Origin of the sequence: Streptacidiphilus sp. MAP12-16, assembly GCF_041262165.1 — a bacterium.
Lineage (GTDB): Bacteria > Actinomycetota > Actinomycetes > Streptomycetales > Streptomycetaceae > Streptacidiphilus.
Map to the genome: position 1 here is coordinate 324,136 of NZ_JBGCBY010000004.1, position 17,860 is coordinate 341,995.

Genomic DNA, 17,860 nt, shown 5'->3' on the forward strand with positions numbered 1-17,860 from the left:
CGGATGCGCGACGCCCCCACCGAGGACACGACAACCGTGTCGTACCAGGCACAAAGGTCAGCGCGCGAAGGCTGTTTCCTCGCGCTGGAAGGAGTGGGCGGCAGCGGAAAATCCACACTGGCGAAGCTCCTCGCCGCCAGGCTGGACTGCCCCCGATTCCACACCGCCCCAGACCCACTCAGCTCCCTCCAGTCCTTCATCAATCAGCAGGCGGCAGCACTCACGCACCTGGCGTTCTACCTAAGCGGCGCATTGCACGTCTCCGACCTCGCCCGCGCAGCCCTGACCCGGGGTCCAGTCATCGTCGACCGCTACATCAGCTCCGTCATCGCCAACCACTCCGCCACGCATCGCATCTCCAACCAGGATGCGCGCCAGATGATCGAGCCGTTTCTGGACTACCTCGCCCGACCCGACCTAACCGTGTATCTGCATACCGACACCGCGGAGCTGATGCGCCGCTCCCGCACGCGCACGGAGCGCCAAGGCTCAGGCCGACCAGAAATGAGCCTCGACCGCCTACGGCGGCTGCAAGCTCACTTCGACGAGGTGGCGGCGAGCGATCCCACCGCCGGCCACGTCCACACAGACGCCCGGAGCCCGGAACAAATCGCCGCCAATGTCATCGCCCTGCTGCCCGCGCACTCACCCCAAGCCCCACACGCGCAACCGGCTACCAGCCATGAGTACCAAACACCGTCGCCTGCTGACAGTAACGAAGCGCGGTGACCGCGTAGTCCACCGTATCGACGGGCAGGTCATCCACACGGAACCACGACAGCTTTGAACACTTCTCCGGTTCGGCGTTCACCGGCTCACCCGACCAGAGGAACGCGGTGAAGAACACCCCGACCCGAGCAACACCATCAGCATCCAGATGGTGATTCAGATGAACGAACGACAGGCTCTCCGGAGCGATCTCGATGGCGAGCTCCTCACGGGCCTCGCGAATCGCACCAGCCGGAAGGGACTCACCGCGTTCAAGCCGACCACCAGGAACATGCCACCAACCATCAGCAAAGCCCGTGTTCGCCCGCTGCCCCAACAGAATATGATCCTCCTTGACCAGGATCAGATGCACCCCAACACCGTGTCCTACGTTCTGCGCCATAGCGGCTTCCTCGATCAGCTGGGTCCCTGGGGTGCGACGCTACGCGGAAACCACCCCCGCCGCAGGCGTTCACCGCCCCGTCGGAAGCATCCACCCGATCGGGTTCGCCGCCCCAAGAGGGGCAAACCTCACCACAGCGCTTCTCGATGTATCTGTGAACGGGACGGTCCTCACGGGGGCGAGGAAGCTGACGGTGATGCAGGTGATCTCGGCACGTCCGGGCCGGTGGGCCAAGCTACCTATGGGCATCGATGCGGATCCCCACGTGGTCGCGTGGCGCAATCATGCATCGCGATGATTGATCTCTGCCCGCCGTGTCCACCTCCCCCTCACCGCTCCGCTCAGGGTCATGGGCGTCGGCAAGGGCTTGGCCGGCGTGGACGAGCACCAGGTCCGCCGCTGGATCTCCTGGCATCGGTGGGTCACCCTCGCCATGTTCACCCACACCTTCCTGGCCGTCACCGCAGCCGCCGTCGTGAGCAGGGACTACGCGGATCATCCGGCAGCGCGCTCCAATCTGGCCTCGGTCTTTCATGGCGGCCTGAAGGATGGTGACTGAGTGTCACCCGGAAGCAGAGACGGTGCCCCTACCTGCGATGATCCGTGATGTCGAGTCAAAGATCATGCACTTGATGGGGGCACCGTTTCCGTGCGCAAGAGTAGTGGACGTCTTGCCGGCCTGGTCATGTCGGCCGACGGCAGGAACCAGATCGGGCACGCGGGCGGAGTGCACCTGCAGTTGCTCGCCGACCGGGTCGGCCTGGGGACCGAGCTCGACCACGCGATGCGCCGGCCGGGCTTCCGTCCGCGGCACCCGCGCGGCTCCGTGCTCAGCGACCTGGCCTGCGCGATCGTGCTGGGAGCCGTGGCCATCAGCGATATCGCGGTGCTGGAGCACCAGCGCGAAGTGCTCGGCCCCGTCGCCTCCGTGCCCACCGTGTGGCGGACCCTGAACGAGGTCGGCGAGCTGCAGCTCAAACGGATCGCGCTGGCGCGGGCGAAGGTACGGCGCCGGGTGTGGGGCCTGCTCGCGGCCCGCGACGAGGGCTTTCCGTGGATCACCGTGGACGCTCGCGCACTTGAGGGCTGGACCGTCATCGACTCCGACGCGACCCCGGTGGCCTGCGGATCGGAGAAGGAGGGCTGCGCGGGCGCCTACAAGAAGGGTGTCTACAGCCTGTGCCCGATCTTGGCCTACTGCGACAACACTGGCGAGCTGCTCGCCCAGCAGCTGCGGCCCGGAAACGCCGGCGCCAATCATACGAGCGACAACATCGCCGTCCTCGAAGCCGCCGTCGCAGGGCTTCCCTGGCAGCACCGCAAGAAGATCCTCTTCCGCGTCGACGGAGCCGGGTTCTCCACCGGCCTGCTGGCCTGGATCGCCGCCGCGGGCGGCCGCGTGCACCCCTCCTACCGCTGGGAGTACTCCACCGGCTGGGCCTTCACCGACCGCGAGATGGACGCCTTCCAGGCCCTGGACAAGCTGGAGAAGGAAGAGAACAAGCAGGGCCGCAGCGTGTGGCAGGCCGCCGTGGACGCCGAGGGCACCGCGCGCGCCGATGCCCAGGTCGCCGAGATCACCGGCCTGCTCGGCGACCTGGCCGCCTGGCCGAAGTGCCACCGGGTCTTCGTGCGGCGCGAACCCCTGCACCCGCGCTACGCGAAAGACGCCTCCGCGTACGAGAAGAACTACAACGTCCGCCTGCAGGCCTTCGCCACCAACACCGCTGGTCACCAGGCCGCCTGGCTCGATTGCCGGCACAGGAGTCACGCCCGGGTCGAGTCCAAGATCCGCGATGGCAAGGCCGAGAGCCTGAACCGGTTTCCCTCCCGCTGGATGCGCATCAACCAGGCCTGGCTCGCCGTCACCGCGCTCGCCTGTGACCTGCGCTGCTGGCTCCAACTCCTGGCCTGCACCGGCGAGATGGCCAAAGCTGTGCCCAAGACCCTGCGCTACCGCTTCCTGCACGTCCCCGCCGTCCTCGTGCGCGGCCAGCGCCGCCGGCGCCTGAAGATCCCCGCCAGCTGGCCCTGGGCGAACGAGATCGTCGAAGCATTCCGTCGCCTGTGGGCCCTGCCCCGCCCGACCTGACCACCCACCATCGTCCCGACGCCGCCGGGAGGAGGCACCCGCAGCACACCGGCCCGTGGAAGCCGGCGCCACCGGCGCGACAGCCGACGCGCACACCTACCCGGCGAAGCCCGACGGGAAGGACAGAAGCGACATCACGGGCACAAGATCAACCGGCGACTGTCGTGAACGATCGAGACTGGATCACCTCACCACCCATACCTGGGCGAGCTGACGGGGTCCCACCTGTCCCCCTGTCTCCGTTATACCGCTGACCTGCGACGACGGGGCGGGGACAGCCAGGTGGCCTGAGGGTGCGTGTTCTGCTGAAGCAGGCCGATAATCACCCGCCTGTCTCAGCAGGAGGCCAGCACCTCTGTTCGGGATGTTGGAGATCGGGTCCGTGATCGATCACCAGTGGGTATCCTGAGCCGCGCCAGCCTGTCAGAATCGACTCGCGGGTTGACATCAACTGGCTTAGACGTCACTCACTTTGACACTCCATTGTATGATTCGGGCCGCTCAGCGTGGCGCTGATTCTAAGGAGGTTGCGCGCGATCAATCGATGGCAGCGAGCGATCCCTTGCAACCGGACACCCGTTCAACTGCCGTGCCCGATCATTGAGGGGGCCACCTGGGGCTCCGAGAGCGATTGGCGCGGCCAACTCTATAGTCATCTGCGAAAGTCCCTCTGAGGGGTGGAATAAGTGGCATCGTTCAACTCCAAGATTCTCGATCGCATGTGGGACCGCGTAGAGCAGAGCAAGCTTGATTCGGATATCGCCTATTTCCACGATCTGATGCTCCTCGGTGAGCTTGCCCTCAAGTTGATGACTTCGACAATTCTCGCATGCGTCGAAAACGATAGAGATCGACAGCGTTACAAGATCGAGTATCAACTAGCGCGCAGCGATGGCATCGGCGACTGGTCCCGCGCACTCACGGAAGTTCTTGTCGGCCCGGCAAATGCATACATCGCTCCGGAGGCGCGTGGCCTTATCCGCGAGTTTACAGAAAACTTTCAGCTAAGTGACGCAGCGTGGCAGAGAGTGGCAATTGAGACTCTAAGCAGTGCGTCCCAGCTTATAGACTCAAGCCTAGAAGAGGTACCACGTAAGTCCAACCTGCAATGGTGGGTTAGAGCTTTCACTACCCTGCGCAATAGAACCCGTGGCCATGGTGCCATTACAGCGAGCAAGTGCTCCGCAGCGGCCCCACTACTCGAAGAGTCGATTCTGTCGCTACTCACGGGATGCACAGCATTCCATATGCCATGGATGTATCTTCACAGGAACATCTCGGGAAAGTATCGCATCTCCGTCATTTCCGGCGATGCCTCGGATTTTGCGTACCTGAAAAACGAAAAGGAACACGTATACCAAAACGGGGTATACGTGGCAATTGATAAAAAGCTAATGCGCGTGCCCCTCGTATCGAGCGACGTCGACATCCAAGACTTCTACCTGGCCAACGGTGGCTACAAGTCAAGTACGGCACAGGGCGAAGCAACATTTGAAATGCTCTCATATATTTCAGATACGCGACAACGCGAAAGTGCCCAGGCATATCAGACGCCGCCCGAAGCTCTGCCATCAAGCGAAACGGAGGGCCTACCCAATCTGGAGGTCGAGGGAGAGTCATTCGCAAATATCCCGCCATCGGTCCCAGACTACATCGAGAGGCCGGATCTCGAGAGCGAAGTGCTCTCATTGCTCAAGGATGACCGCCATCCGATAGTCACACTCGTAGGCCGAGGGGGCATAGGCAAAACATCCCTAGCGCTCGAGGTTCTCCATCGGCTGGCTCAAGACGGGAACTACTTCGCTATTCTTTGGTTTAGCTCCCGGGACATTGATCTCTTGGCCAATGGCCCAAAGCAGGTGCGACCTGCCGTGCTTTCAAAGGATGATATTTCCAAGCAATTCGCGGACCTGATGCGGCCTAGCTCGGCGAAGATTAAGGGCTTTAAGCCAACGGAGTACTTGGCCGCCAGCCTTTCAGAGTATAGTGCGGACAAGCGCATTCTGCTGGTCTTTGACAATTTCGAGACAGCATCCCATCCAATGGAGTTGTACCAATTCATAGACTCCTACGTGCGGTGTCCTAACAAAGTCTTGATCACGACTCGCATGCGTGACTTCAAAGCAGACTTCCCTGTCGAGATTCGCGGTCTGAAGCGCGGCGAGTTCGAGAATCTCGTCATGACAAATTCGCGAAAACTGGGCATCGAGAGCCTGATAACTAGTGGGTACGTCGAGTCGCTCTACGAGGAAACAGACGGGCATCCCTATTTCGCGAAGATCCTTCTTGGCGATACCCAACGGGAAGGTAAGGCCATTCCCGTTGGGCGGTTGTTTTTGAACAAGGAGGATTCTCTTCGCGCCCTATTTGAGCGCTCTTTCGGCCTTCTGACTCCGGCAGCGCAACGTGTGTTTCTCACCTTGAGCAACTGGCGCTCGCTCGTTCCGCGCTTGGCCCTCGAAGCGGCCCTGATTCGACCCCAGAACGAGACTATTGATGTAAGTGATGCACTGAGTCAGCTTGAACGCTACTCGATGATCGAGGTTTTGACCGATAACGAAGGCACGCAATTTCTCAGAACTCCGATGACTGCTAGTGTATTTGGGCAGAGCAAGCTCAAACTTAGCCCGTTTAGGTCTTCAGTACTGGCGGACACTGAACTTATTCAGCAGTTCGGGCCAATGCAAGTGATCGACGTAACGCGCGGAATGGCACCTAGAATTGAGCGCATGATTCGGGTCATTGCCTCACGTCGCATGAATAGGCAAGATTATAGCTCGCAAATGCGAGCCCTGGAATACGTGGCCGAGCAGTATGCTGACGCATGGATTAGAATCGCCGATTTCTACTTGGAGAGTTCAGATCGAGATGACTTGACCAAAGCCCGTGAAAGCATACAGAGATTCCTGGAAAAGGACAGCGAAAGCATTGCAGCTTGGCGCAAACTGATCTACATAAATAGGCGACTAGTGGACGTCGTCGCGGAGTTGAATGCTCGAATTATGCTCGCGGAAATTCCGGAAGTTGAATATTCTGAGATCGCCAATGCCGCGAGCAGCTTCGCTCATGCACAACGCAGTCAGGCTTTGCAGTGGGATCCTGAGGCTCGGAGCGTGTCGATCTCGAACCTGATTCGCCTTATGGAAAGCAGGTTCGCCGAAGCTACACCCACAGATCTGGGTCTGCTTGCCTGGCTCTACGTTTATTCGAAGAATACCGCAAGAGCTAGTGAAGTTGTAAAACAAGGACTCCAGCGCGAACCCACCAATCCTCACCTCGTAAAGCTAAATCAGAGCTTGAGTGAAATGCCAGAGGCACCATAGATGATGGCCGAGAGGCTGGCTGGCCGCCCGGCGCGGCGATCTGCGGGCCCCGCTTTCCATGATGTGGACCGATAGACGAGATCCAGGATGCGCAATGCGATGGCGACATGGGGAGCACAGCTGTACGCCAGAGCGTGGACACACTAGTGCCAACTCAGAGGGTCTCCCGCATCACACCTATTAGGCGCTCGCGCTCCTCGTTGAATTCCTTCCGCGGGCGGCGGACTTCCTCGTGGTCGTGGCCCCGACCCACTGCATCGCGATAGTCGATCAACAGCTTGATCAACTGGCTAGTCGAAGCGCTCATCTCATCGTCCGCCACCAATGAGAGTTCGAAGCGACGAGACAGGACACTACTGTCCCGGGGCGCGGTTTTTGCCCGTATTTGAGCAGTCTCGCCGCTGTCGTTGCCATGGCTTATGTTCCAAAGAACCTCACTAGCCTCTGCGGTGGCTTGCAGAAAAGCCGCATACACAAACCGCAGGTTATTTCGCTTATTCTGCTCACGATCCCTGCGCCATCGGGACCGATCAACGAGGAACGAAGATCCCAATCCGATCACCGCACCAAGAGCTGTACTCACAGGTGCCGTCCAGTCCATAGCACCAGCCTTCTCTCATCACGAGCCGTTCAACCCTTGTGGCCTGGCCGATCGCCGCCTGAAGGTCAGCGGTTGGTTGCCGGGCCACCGTGGCGTCGGGCGGCTTATATCGGAAGGTCTCGACGTAGCTGCGGGAGATCGCATCGGGCACGATGCTCTGCGGTGCGTCGTAGCCGACCCAGGCGATGGTGGAGACCGACTGGCCGGGCACCAGTGACTGGCTCGCGGCCCACAGGTCGTTCGTCTTGCCCAGGTTGCCGCCCATGGTGTTGCTGACGACGACCTCCCGGAAGGCAATGCCCGCGGAAGGCTCACGGTCGATGTGACGCAACGCGGCGATTGCAGCGCAACTGTCATCACCATCGATGAGGGCTGATTCGAGCGGTGGCATGGCCAATGGCCCACCGCGGGCGGGGTGTTGGCACGTGGTCAGCGGGTAGCCTGGGTGAGCGGTTGTCGGCGGACGTCCAAGGGATCGGGGGCAGCGGTGGGTCGGGACATGGGCGACCACTACGCGGATCTTGCTGATCACTACGACGAGCATTGGGCCTACAGCCTGACGGGTCGCCTGCATGCCGGGGACCGCCTGCGCTCCCCCTACAAGGGCAAGGCACACGAGGCCGAACTCCGCTCAGACGGCTCCATTTGCCTCTTCGACTGCGTCTACACGAGCGTTTCTACGGCTGCGGTGGCCGTTAGGCACAAGGTCAACGGCTCCGACCCAAGCGCTCCAGAAGCTCACGGACCGCGGGTGGACGTTCTGGTCGGCGATCGACCGGATCACCAGGGATGATGACGTCAAACTTGTCGAAATTCGACGCCGCCATGCCGCCCAGGGGGACGCCGCCTGATCGGGATGGCGTTCATCGCAGGCTGCGCCCTAGATAGCCCAAGATATGACACCACATCAGTTTGAAAGCCGAGAGATCTGCTTGTCCAGGTTGCGGACCTGGGTCGATGCAGATCCGAAGGCTGCGGCCAGGAGGAGGCGGACTGCCTTCAGCTCGGCCAGGGCCTCGTCGGGACGTCCGGCAGTGGCGAACATCTGGGCGATAACGAAGCGGGACTCACGGATCTTGGCGCTTTCGTCGTCTGTCGAGCCGTCGGCGTTCTGTACGTAGAAACGAAGGTGAGGGAGGGCCTTGTCCGGTTTGCCCATTTCGGCGTAGGCGTGTCCGGCGTAGTAGGAGCAGTCGAGGACGAACGGGTCCGTCGGGGGCATGTGCTTGCGGTAGTCACGTCCTGCGACGTCGAACAGCGGGGCGGCGCGTGAGAACTCCCCGGCGTGGAAGAGCGTCGCTCCGAGGAAGTGGCGGAGCCTCAGTTCGAGGAACGGGTCATGGGACGCTCGTTCCAAGCCGTCCTCAAGCAGGCTGATCGCCTCGGACGGGCGGTCGTTCTCCAGGAGCACCCGGACGTTGGATTGCAGCTGGTCGGCCTCCTCGTCGGTGAGGCGGGGTCGACCGGTGGCGCGATTGCGGCGCTTGGGCGGTGCCAGAAGCGGCCGTCGGAACGGAAGGGTCGGGTCGCGGCTCTCGTCGCTGTTTTCCGGTACGGCCGGCGCGGACGCCAACGGGAGGAGCGCCGCGTAGACATTCTCTGCTGAGGGCCGTGCTGCCGGGTCCTTGGCCAGCATCGCGGCCACCAGGGCAGCCACTGCCGCGGGTGCGTCGGTACGCAGCGTCAGGACGGAGGGAGGGGTTGACTGCAGGTGGTGAGCGCGCAGTGGCATGCCGGTCGAGGCGTGGAAGGGGACTTCGCCGGTGAGCAGCTCGTGCAGCAGGCAGCCGAGCGAGTAGACGTCCGAGGCGGAGGTGACGGATTTGCCGAGACACTGCTCTGGCGACATGTACGCGGGGGTGCCGACGGTGCGGTCGACTTGGGTGAGCCGGGGAAGGGCTCCGGCGCCGCGAAGGATCGCGATGCCGAAGTCGAGTACCTTCACCAGGCCGCCGTCGACGAGCATCACATTGGCAGGCTTGATATCACGGTGAACGATGTCGACCCGGTGCACATCGGTCAGGACAGCTGCGATCTGTGCCGCGATCGAGACCGCCCAGGCAATGGTGGGCGGTGCTGCGTCGTAGTCGGCGCGGAGGATCGCTGCTTCCAGTGTCGAGCCGCGCAAGAGCTGCATGATCAGCCACAGCTGGGGGCTGCCGTCGGAAAGGGTCTCCACGCCAGTGTCGTAGACGGCCGGCGTGCCGGGGTGCTCCAGCTGGGCGGTGGTGCGGATCTCGCGCAGGAAGCGCTTCCGGTCGCGGTCCAGGGCGTCGAGGATCTCGACGGCTTCCGGGCTGTCCGGGGCAGCTGGGATGGAGCCGGGGGAGGGCTGCTGCAGCAGCTTGACCGCGACGGGCCGGTCCAGCCGCTCGTCATAGCCGTAGTACACCTCGCTCATGCCGCCCTTGCCGAGCAGGCCGTCCACCCGGTAGCGCCCGGTGATCAGCCGTGCCTCGGCCGGCTGCCCCGTTGAGTCGTCCACGCTCCACCCCTACCCGGAGACCACTGCTCTTGGCCCAACCCTGCCATGGCTGGTTGCGGTGGACGTGCTCATTCGCTGATCGCGCTTCTGTCGGCTGTGCCGCCCGTCTCCCGGCGCATCTCCGCGCGTAGTCGGGCCAGGGCCTCGTCCCGGGCGGGTTCGGTGATGATGCGGTAGGCGCGCTTGCGGGCGGCCTCCTTGATGGCCTTCTGGAACTCGCCGTTGTCGAAGTACAGCTTCATGAACGCGGTGTTGCGCTCGGCGTTCTCCGCGACGATGTCGTCCAGCCGGTCGTCGGCGACTTGCCCGAACCGGCCCTCGTCGTTCATCAGTGCGATCTGTTGCATATTGGTGTCCTGGACCAGGCCGACGACCTGCTGGTAGACCAGGATCTGGTCGGCGGTGTCCAGATCGAGGCCGAAGCGCTCGTTCAGGTCCTCGATAACCTCTGAGAGGGGCCGTACTTCGGGCTCGCGGTAGCCGCCGCCATCTGCGGCGTGGCCGCGTACATCGCGGTCCCCAACGGCCGATAGGGAGACGTTGTGCCGTCCGGTGAACTCCAGGCGGAAGTGACTCAGATCCGCGTCCCCTATGTCCACGGACATGGAGGGGCGGCCTGGCAGCCGGATCAGCAGGACCCGGCCGAACTGGTAGAGCCGTTCCAGGTCGCGGTCGCCCCAGTCGACGATCTGCGCGATCAGGCTGTAAGCGCGTACGTACTCGGTCAGCGCTTTGCGGAAGCCCTCGCGCTCGTCGTCCGAGTCGAGCGCATCGAAGCGGTCGAGGGCGGGTTTGAGGTATTCGTGCAGCTCGGCATGGAGCTTGCGTTCGGCGGCTTCTGGCATGCGCCCGGGCGCGGCGGTCGCCAGGACCCGGATGAACGCCTCCATCTCCGAGGCGATCAGCAACTGGTAGTTCATCACCTCGCGCTGCTTGTCGTAGAGCAGGTTCGGGTCGGTCTCCTCGGTGATGGTCGTCTCGAACCAGTTGGCGAAAGCTTCCTGGATGTCGGCGGCTGTGTTGACGAAGTCCAGGACATGGACGTCGTCCTGGGACTTGAGAGGATGGATGCGGTTGAGGCGGGACAGGGTCTGGACGGCGGCGACGCCGGTCAACGGCTTGTCCACGTACATCGCGCACAGCAGGGGCTGATCGAAGCCGGTCTGGTACTTCTCGGCGACGACCAGCAGCCGGTATTCGTCCTGGTTGCGGGCGGCTGCCTGCGGGTCGTCGGCCTTGGTGTAGCCGAAGCGGTCCGGCAGCTGGCTCTCGGGGAATCCGTTGAGCTGGGACTCAGTGAACTCCAGGCCCGCCTCGTCCTTCAACTGCCCGGAGAAGGCGACCAGGACGCCGCAGTCAGTGAACCCGCGCAGCGCCACATAGGTGCGGATTGCCTGGTACAGGTCCAGCGCGTGCTGGCGGCTGGTGGTGACCACCATCGCCCTGGCCCGGCCGCCGAGCCGCCCGACGATGTTCTCCCGGAAGTCATCGACGATCAGCTTCGCCTTCTGCTCCAGCGACTTCGGATGCTGCTCGGCATAGCGGACCAGCTTCGCCTTGGCCTTGGCAGCGTCGACCTCGGGATTTGCGATCTGTGATTCGGCCTGGTCGACGGCGAGATTGCGCAGTCGCCACTTGGTGTCGTAGGTCAGGTAGTTGGCGAGGACGTCGAAGATGTAGCCCTCGTCGATGGCCTGCCGCATCGAGTAGACGTGGAAAGGAGCGTACATGCCCGGCTTGCCGGTGCGCGGGTTGATCCGCTCCGGTTCATGCCGGCCGAACAGCTTGAGCGTCGCGGAGGTGGGGGTGGCGGTGAAGGCGAAGTAAGAGAGGTTGGGCTGCTTGCCGCGGACCCGGGTCAGATACGTGGCGTCGTCCTCGTCCTCCTCGCGTGGGGTCGCCCTCGAGCCGAGCACCTGCTTGAGCTGGACGGCGGACTCGCCGCCCTGGGAGGAGTGGGCCTCGTCGATGATGACGGCATAGCGCTTTCCGTTCAGCCCCATGGCGGCGATCTTCTGCAGCACGAAGGGGTACATCTGCAGGGTGCTGATGACGATCTTCGCGGTGGCGCCGCCGAGGGAGGACGCCAGCTGGGTCGAGTCCTCATCGATCTTCTTGACCACGCCGGGGGTGTGGTCGAACTGGTAGATCGTGCGCTGGAGCTGCCGGTCGAGGACGGTGCGGTCGGTGATCACGACGATCTTATGGAACACCGGCTGGTTGTCGGCGTCGAAGAGGTTGGAGAGGCGGTGCGCTAGCCAGGCCAGAGTGTTGGACTTGCCCGAGCCGGCCGAGTGCTCGATCAGGTAGTTATGGCCAGCGCCGTTCTGCTGGGCGTGCGCCACCATCTCCTGGACGGCGTGCCACTGGTGGTAACGGGGGAAGATCCGGGGCGCGGTGTGCGGATTCTCCTTCGCGCCCCGTTTGTCAGGTGCCTTCACGTGGACGAATCGGTACAGGATCTCCAGCCAGTTGTCGCGCTGCCAGATCGTCTCCCAGAGATAGGCGACGCTGTAGGAGCCCTCCTTGGCGGCGGGGTTTCCGGCTTCACCGGACTTGCCAGGACCGTTGGAGCCGACATTGAAGGGCAGGAACTGGGTCTCGGCGCCGCGCAGGCGGGTGGCGATGAACGCCCGGTCCGGGTCCACGGCGAAGTGCACCAGGGCGCGCCTGGCGAAGAAGAGCTCGTTGGCGTCGCGGCCCCGGTACTGGGCGATGGCCTCGTCGGCGTTCTGGCCGGTGCTGGGGTTCTTCAACTCGACGGTGGCGACCGGGAGTCCGTTGAGAAACAGGGCCACGTCGAGCGACAGGCGCGGGTTGCGGGCACTGTAGCGGAGCTGTCGGGCGACGGTCAGGCGGTTCAGGTTGTATTCGGCGAGTGCGTCAGCGGCGAGGGTGTGGCCGGGGCGGAAGTACGCCAGGTCGATCTGCACACCCCTGTCACGGACGCCCTGGCGCAGGACGTCGAGGACGCCGCGGGCATCGATCTCGGAGGCGACGCGCTGCGCGAACTGGCGCTGGGCGGTGGGGGCGTCGCCACCGTAGAAGGTAACGAGGCGGTCCCAGGCGGCAGGCTGGGTGTCGGTGACGAAGCCGTGCATCTCGTCGGGGTCCAGGCCGAGATCGGCGCTGAACGTGCCTTTGGCGGGGGACCAGCCGTGCAGTATCAGCTCGGCCTCGACGCGAGCCTCGAAAGCCAGCTCGGAGAGCGGGGCGGTGATCATACGGACGCACCTCCAGACGGGAGCGAGGAGCGGGCGGTGGTGACGTCAAGCTGGCCGGTTACGGCGGCGGTGATTAGGGCTTGGCGGCGCTCGGCGAGAACGTTCATTCCGTCGCGGATAGCTGCAATCGAAGCATCCGTTCGAGCTACGTAGGAGTCGATCTGAGTCACGGCTTCTCCCTGACTATCCAGGGGGAGCAGGGGCATGATTCTCTTGTGGATATCATTGCGATTGATGCCAGGAACAGCGGATCGAGCCTGCTCCATCTCGTATGGAATATTTCGCAGTACATAAAAGCAGTACTTGGGAATATTTCCGTTGAAGTTCTTGACGTACAGCGTAGTATTGTGCGGCCAATAGTCTTGCTCGATCCAATGCACCGAGCCGGCGGAACCGTAGCGTCCAACGACCACTCCAGGCCCCAGGGCGATCCTCCGATCATGAAAACCATTGATGCCAGCAGTGGTGACGACAGGAATTTTCCCCGGTCGCCGCTGCTCGTCGGTGAGGTCGACGCCACGCTGGAGTGTCGCAATCCGCTGAAGCGGTACGAGTGTGGTTTGGCGATCAATCTTGCCAATCCAGGGGAGCCCTGAATCGACCGCCGTCGCACTGAAACCCCCCGCAATGGCATTGCGCTCGAAGAGCGATTGGCGTTGATTGAGTACGTCGATCTGACGCCTCCGCGCTTCGAGGATGAAATCGATCCGGGCCGTCTCGGCGTCGAGGAAGTCGGCGATGCGGCGCTGTTCGTCGAGAGGCGGGAGTGGGGCAGTAATGTCGCCGAGATCTTCTGGATTGATACGGGGGGTCCGCACCGCACCGCTCTCCGTATTTCCGATGCCGCGGAGACGGGATACCATCTCTCCGACGAACCAAGCGGAGCGAAACAGATGGTGCAAGTAGCGGGCGTCAACGCCTGGCCCGGGTCGGAGTACCAGATAGTCAGGGCTGACCAATCCTTGCTGTGGGCTAATTCCGATAGCGCCTTGAAATGCTCGCATTCGGTTCAATACGATGTCGCCGGGTTCGCAAATCTTGTAGTTGCTAAGGTCCTCGGCGCGCGGCAGGTCCTCGGTGAGAGTGTCCCGTCGGACTACTCCGTGGTGGATTGACACGGCCATGAGTGGAGGCCGATCTAGACCGGCTCGTTGGTCAATTACGCGATACTGAAACTTGATGCGGAGTTGTTTCATCCCGTCACCACGCCCAGCAGCTGCTGAATCCGCGTCTCGAGCTCGCGCAGCTCTGCGTCGATCTCAGCGAGCGGCCTCGGTGGCGTGTACACGTAGAAGTGCCGCGTGAACGGGATCTCGTACCCAACCTTGGTCTTGTCGCGGTCGATCCACGCGTCTGCCACGTGTGGTGTGACCTCGCGGGCGAAGTAGGCGTCGATGTCCGCGTCGAGCGGGATGTTCTCGTAGTCGCGCAGGTCCGGGTCCGGCAGTGGGGTGCCGTCCTTGTCCTTCTGTACCTCGCCGTCTGGGTCGGAGACGGCGACCGCGCCCCAGATGCCCTTGAGTACTGCTGCGGCCTTCGGCCATTCCGCACCGACTTCGGCGACCGCGGCGTGGAGCCCGTTGGTCGCTTCCCTTTTCGTCCACCACACCGAGCCGACGACTCCGCGCAGGGCCGCGATCAGTCGTTCACTCCCGTCCCACTTGGCCAGGGGCTTGGCTTCCGCCAGGGCGGCCAGGGTGTCCTCCGTGATTTCGAAGCGCAGTTTCAGTGGCCTCTCCACCGTGATGCGGTAGTAGCCGAAGTCGCGGGTGCCGAAGACCTTGACCTTGGCGTGGTCTGGGTGGTCGGCGTCATTGGCGACGGTGAGCGCGTCCACGTACAGCGCGGTGATGTGCTTGATCTGGTCGTCGTTGATCTTCTTGCGCTTATCGCCGAGTGCCTTGCGCATCTTCTCCCACTGGTCGCGGGCGTCGAGGAGGATCACCATGTTGCGCAGCTTTGCGGGCTTCCGGTTGGAGAGGATCCAGAAGTAGGTGGAGATGCCGGTGTTGTAGAAGAGCTGGTCCGGCAGGGCGACGATGCCTTCGAGCAGGTCATTCTCCAGGATCCACTGGCGGATCTTGGATTCGCCGGACTCGGCCGCGCCGGTGAACAGCGGCGAGCCGTTGAAGACGATGCCCAGGCGTGAGCCCTTGCCCTCGGCCGGTTCCATCTTCGAGATCATGTGCTGCAGGAAGAGGAACGAGCCGTCGTTGATGCGGGGGGTGCCGGCGCCGAAGCGGCCGCCGTGGCCGAGTTCTGCTTCGGCGAGGATCTCGTCCTTGACCTTCTTCCACTCCACGCCGAAGGGCGGGTTGGCGAGCATGTAGTCGAACTTGCGGTCCGGGAAGCCGTCGTTGCTGAAGGAGTTCCCGAAGTGGATGTTGCCGCGCTGGTTGAGCATCAGCATGTCGGACTGGCAGACCGCCCAGGACTCGGGGTTGAGCTCCTGACCGAACAGGTAGACCGTGGCCTTGGTGTTGATGGACTCGATGCGGCCCTTGGCTGCGGTCAGCATGCCGCCAGTGCCGCAGGCCGGGTCGAGGATGTTGATGACCTGTCCTTCGCCGGCGACGGTGTCGGCGTCTGGGGCGATCAGCAGATTGACCATCAGTTCGATGACTTCGCGCGGGGTGAAGTGCTCACCTGCGGTCTCGTTGGAGTCCTCGGCGAACTTGCGGATCAAGTGCTCGAAGACGTAGCCCATGTCGTGGTTGGACATCTTGTCCAGGTCGTCCAAGCCCTTGAAGGTGCTGACGACCAGGTGGAGGATCTTCGCTCCGGCCAGTTTGGTGATCTGGTTGTCCAGGTCGAAGCGGCTGAGGATCTCACGGACATTGGGGGAGAAGCCGTTGATGTAGTCGCGCAGGTTCTTCGCGGTGTTCTTGTCGTCGGCTGCGATGGTACTGAAGTCCTGCTTGGAGGTGTTGTAGAAGGGCAGCTTAGCCGCGATCTCCAGCAGGCGGTCCTTGTTCTGGACGTCTAGCGCTGCATCCCGGGTCCGGACCGCGCCGCGGGTGGGGGCCATCACCGCATCCAGTCGGCGCAGCAACGTGAAGGGCAGAATTACCTGGCCGTACTCGTGACGCTTATAGTCGCCGCGCAGCAGGTCGGCGACCGACCAGATCTTTGCTGCCATCTGGCTGTGCGTGGGGCCTGAGCTCACGGGGTTCTCGTCTCGTCGTCGATCGCGAATGCGGTGTCAGTCTTGTTCACAGCAGGGGAGCCCGGCACCAGAACGCCGGTAGTCAGCCCGTGGACGGTTTGTTCGACCACCCGTGCGCCCACCGTCGCCAGCGATGCCAGGATGGCTCCGAGCTCTTCCAGCTGACGGAATGCCTCGCCGTAGCGGCACTGCTCGGGAAGCGGCATCCGGGGGATGCGGCAGCGGCGCAGGTCTTCACGACTGAGGGCGCCCAGGGTGTTGGTCACCGGTTGGGCGTTGGCGTCGGCGCGCAGGAATGTCGCCACGAAGTGCCCGTCGAGCCGGTCGGTGTCAATCTCGACGACCTGCGCGACCCCAGTGTCATCGGAAGCCGTGCCGGTGGCGATCACCGGTGGCCGGCCTAGGGTGCGCAGAAGCAGGTCTCCAGCGCGCGGGGTGGTGTCGCGGGGCCGGATCGTCAGGGCACCCACCCGTTCGAGCTCGCCGAAGGTGACAAAGGAGTGCCGGGGTGGCTCCTGCGGTGCGCCGAACCGGGGCAGTCCCCGGCCGAGGCGGGCGTGGATGGCCTGGAGCCGGTCGGTGACGTGGGCAAGGTCGCCGACGCTCACCTCCGAGCGCAGGGTGACGTGTCGGGAGGGCAGTACGTTGGCGTCGCTGTCAAGTAGCTCCAGCCGAGGCACGGCGGAGATGATCGAGGGGTCGCTTCCCTCGAACAGCCGCTGCCAGGCTGCGAAGTCTTGCGGAACGTCGGCCGCGTCTGCGAGCCCGGAGAGGTCGACCACACGCACGGGTGCATGGTCGGGCGCGGTGTCGTAAGGGCGTCGCAGCACCCACAGAACTACGTCGGTCCCCGCTGCCGAGCCCAACCGTCCCGGCAGTGCGATCACGTCGCGCAGTATGCCCCTGCGGATCAAGGCCGCGCGGATGTGCTGCCCGGACGCCTGGACGCAGGTGCGCGGTGTGACTGCGACCACGGCCACACCGTGCGGCCTCAGATGCGCGTAGCAGTGCTGCACCCAGGCGAGTTCGCTGTCACGCGGGGCCGGGATGCCGAACTCCCAGCGCGGATCGGTGGTCAACTCGACTGAGGGCCACTGCGGCAGGTCAAAGGGCGGCTCGCAGACCACGGCTGCTGCCGCACCCAGGAACCTGCTCAGCTGATTGTCCAGCAGGGAGTCGCCGGTGTGGATCTCGTACGGCACATGGTCGCCCTGGTAGCTCAGATTGAAGGCGGCGACCTTGGTGGCCGATTCCAGGCTGTCCTGGCCGACGACCTTGACGCGGTCGCTGAAGCGGTCGGCTGCGGCCATCAGCAGAGTCGCGCTGCCGCAGGCCGGATCGAGTACGGCGTGGGAGTCCGCGTCGGCGGCGCTGACGGACCACTCCGAGGCAGTTGACCGTGGAAGTAGCGACACCATCACCTCGGCCAGCAGTTGGCCGGACGTCTGGCGCTCGACGCCGGGCTCTTGGATGTCTTCCAGCGATCGCCGCATCGGTTCCAGGGAGAGCACATGGGTCATGCCGATGCGCTGGGTGCCGGTGTCAGTTCGGCCGGCCGTCGCCAGTTGGTCGCCCTTGCCGGTTGCCTTCAACCACGCCAGCACTTCGGCGCGCGAGAAGGTCGGGCTGACTTCGTTGCCGCCGACAGGCTGCGGGAATTCCGGGTAGCGGCGACGCCAGTTCGACACCGCGGCGCGTCCGACGCCAGCCAGCCGTGCGATGGCGGCGGCTGTCATCTCGGCGGGCTCGTCGGGGTTCATGGCACTGACCCTACCGTCCGCGAGAGAGCATGTCGAGCAACTGTGAACGCTGACGCTATGTGTCAACAAAGTCAAAAGGGTCTTGCGTCCCGTTCGAG

General features: G+C 63.5%; 12 protein-coding genes and 1 pseudogene. 5 read left to right on the top strand and 8 right to left on the bottom strand.

Annotated features, from left to right (window positions below):
• Positions 1–3 precede the first annotated feature (3 nt).
• Complete coding sequence (locus ABIA33_RS07090; protein WP_370078271.1) at positions 4–729, top strand: dTMP kinase; 726 nt, start codon at positions 4–6, stop codon at positions 727–729.
• Here ABIA33_RS07090 and ABIA33_RS07095 read toward each other — a convergent pair.
• Positions 674–1,111 (bottom strand): NUDIX domain-containing protein, encoded by a 438-nt coding sequence (locus ABIA33_RS07095; protein WP_370078273.1) that lies wholly within the window; start codon positions 1,109–1,111, stop codon positions 674–676. The genes ABIA33_RS07090 and ABIA33_RS07095 overlap by 56 nt on opposite strands.
• 322 nt (positions 1,112–1,433) lie before the next feature.
• On the opposite strand from ABIA33_RS07095, the pseudogene ABIA33_RS07100 reads away from it, so the two are divergent.
• From ABIA33_RS07100 to ABIA33_RS07110, 3 genes and pseudogenes are all read left to right on the top strand, one after another.
• Positions 1,434–1,616: pseudogene (locus tag ABIA33_RS07100) on the top strand (IS701 family transposase); the annotation flags it as partial.
• Between the two features lie 144 nt (positions 1,617–1,760).
• Entirely contained in the window at positions 1,761–3,203 is a 1,443-nt protein-coding gene (locus tag ABIA33_RS07105; RefSeq protein ID WP_370078275.1) for an IS1380 family transposase, read from the top strand.
• A 686-nt stretch (positions 3,204–3,889) separates the two neighbouring features.
• Complete coding sequence (locus ABIA33_RS07110) at positions 3,890–6,526, top strand: NB-ARC domain-containing protein (protein ID WP_370078277.1); 2,637 nt, start codon at positions 3,890–3,892, stop codon at positions 6,524–6,526.
• Positions 6,527–6,680: 154 nt separating this feature from the next.
• On the opposite strand, the gene ABIA33_RS07115 is transcribed toward ABIA33_RS07110, so the two are convergent.
• Positions 6,681–6,833, bottom strand: coding sequence for a hypothetical protein (locus tag ABIA33_RS07115; protein WP_370078279.1), 153 nt, complete (start codon positions 6,831–6,833; stop codon positions 6,681–6,683).
• 223 nt (positions 6,834–7,056) lie between these two features.
• Positions 7,057–7,518: a hypothetical protein gene (locus tag ABIA33_RS07120; RefSeq protein WP_370078281.1), complete on the bottom strand. Its 462-nt coding sequence runs from the start codon at positions 7,516–7,518 to the stop codon at positions 7,057–7,059.
• 108 nt (positions 7,519–7,626) lie between these two features.
• Between ABIA33_RS07120 and ABIA33_RS07125 the strand changes: the two genes are divergently transcribed.
• Positions 7,627–7,920 carry a hypothetical protein gene (locus ABIA33_RS07125; RefSeq protein WP_370078283.1) on the top strand — a complete coding sequence of 98 codons (294 nt, stop codon included), beginning with the start codon at positions 7,627–7,629 and terminating at the stop codon, positions 7,918–7,920.
• Between the two features lie 114 nt (positions 7,921–8,034).
• Here the strand turns inward: ABIA33_RS07125 and ABIA33_RS07130 are convergent, their stop codons facing one another.
• The 5 genes from ABIA33_RS07130 to ABIA33_RS07150 all read right to left on the bottom strand — a co-directional run bounded on the left by ABIA33_RS07130 (position 8,035) and on the right by ABIA33_RS07150 (position 17,762).
• Positions 8,035–9,612 carry a protein kinase gene (locus ABIA33_RS07130; protein ID WP_370078284.1) on the bottom strand — a complete coding sequence of 526 codons (1,578 nt, stop codon included), beginning with the start codon at positions 9,610–9,612 and terminating at the stop codon, positions 8,035–8,037.
• Positions 9,613–9,680: 68 nt separating this feature from the next.
• Complete coding sequence (locus ABIA33_RS07135; protein ID WP_370078286.1) at positions 9,681–12,836, bottom strand: type I restriction endonuclease subunit R; 3,156 nt, start codon at positions 12,834–12,836, stop codon at positions 9,681–9,683.
• Positions 12,833–13,954 (bottom strand): restriction endonuclease subunit S, encoded by a 1,122-nt coding sequence (locus ABIA33_RS07140; RefSeq protein WP_370078288.1) that lies wholly within the window; start codon positions 13,952–13,954, stop codon positions 12,833–12,835. Before ABIA33_RS07140 ends, ABIA33_RS07135 begins: the two co-directional genes overlap by 4 nt.
• Before the next feature lie 74 nt (positions 13,955–14,028).
• Positions 14,029–15,975: an N-6 DNA methylase gene (locus tag ABIA33_RS07145; protein WP_370078290.1), complete on the bottom strand. Its 1,947-nt coding sequence runs from the start codon at positions 15,973–15,975 to the stop codon at positions 14,029–14,031.
• A 23-nt stretch (positions 15,976–15,998) separates the two neighbouring features.
• Positions 15,999–17,762: an N-6 DNA methylase gene (locus tag ABIA33_RS07150; protein WP_370078292.1), complete on the bottom strand. Its 1,764-nt coding sequence runs from the start codon at positions 17,760–17,762 to the stop codon at positions 15,999–16,001.
• Positions 17,763–17,860 lie beyond the last annotated feature (98 nt).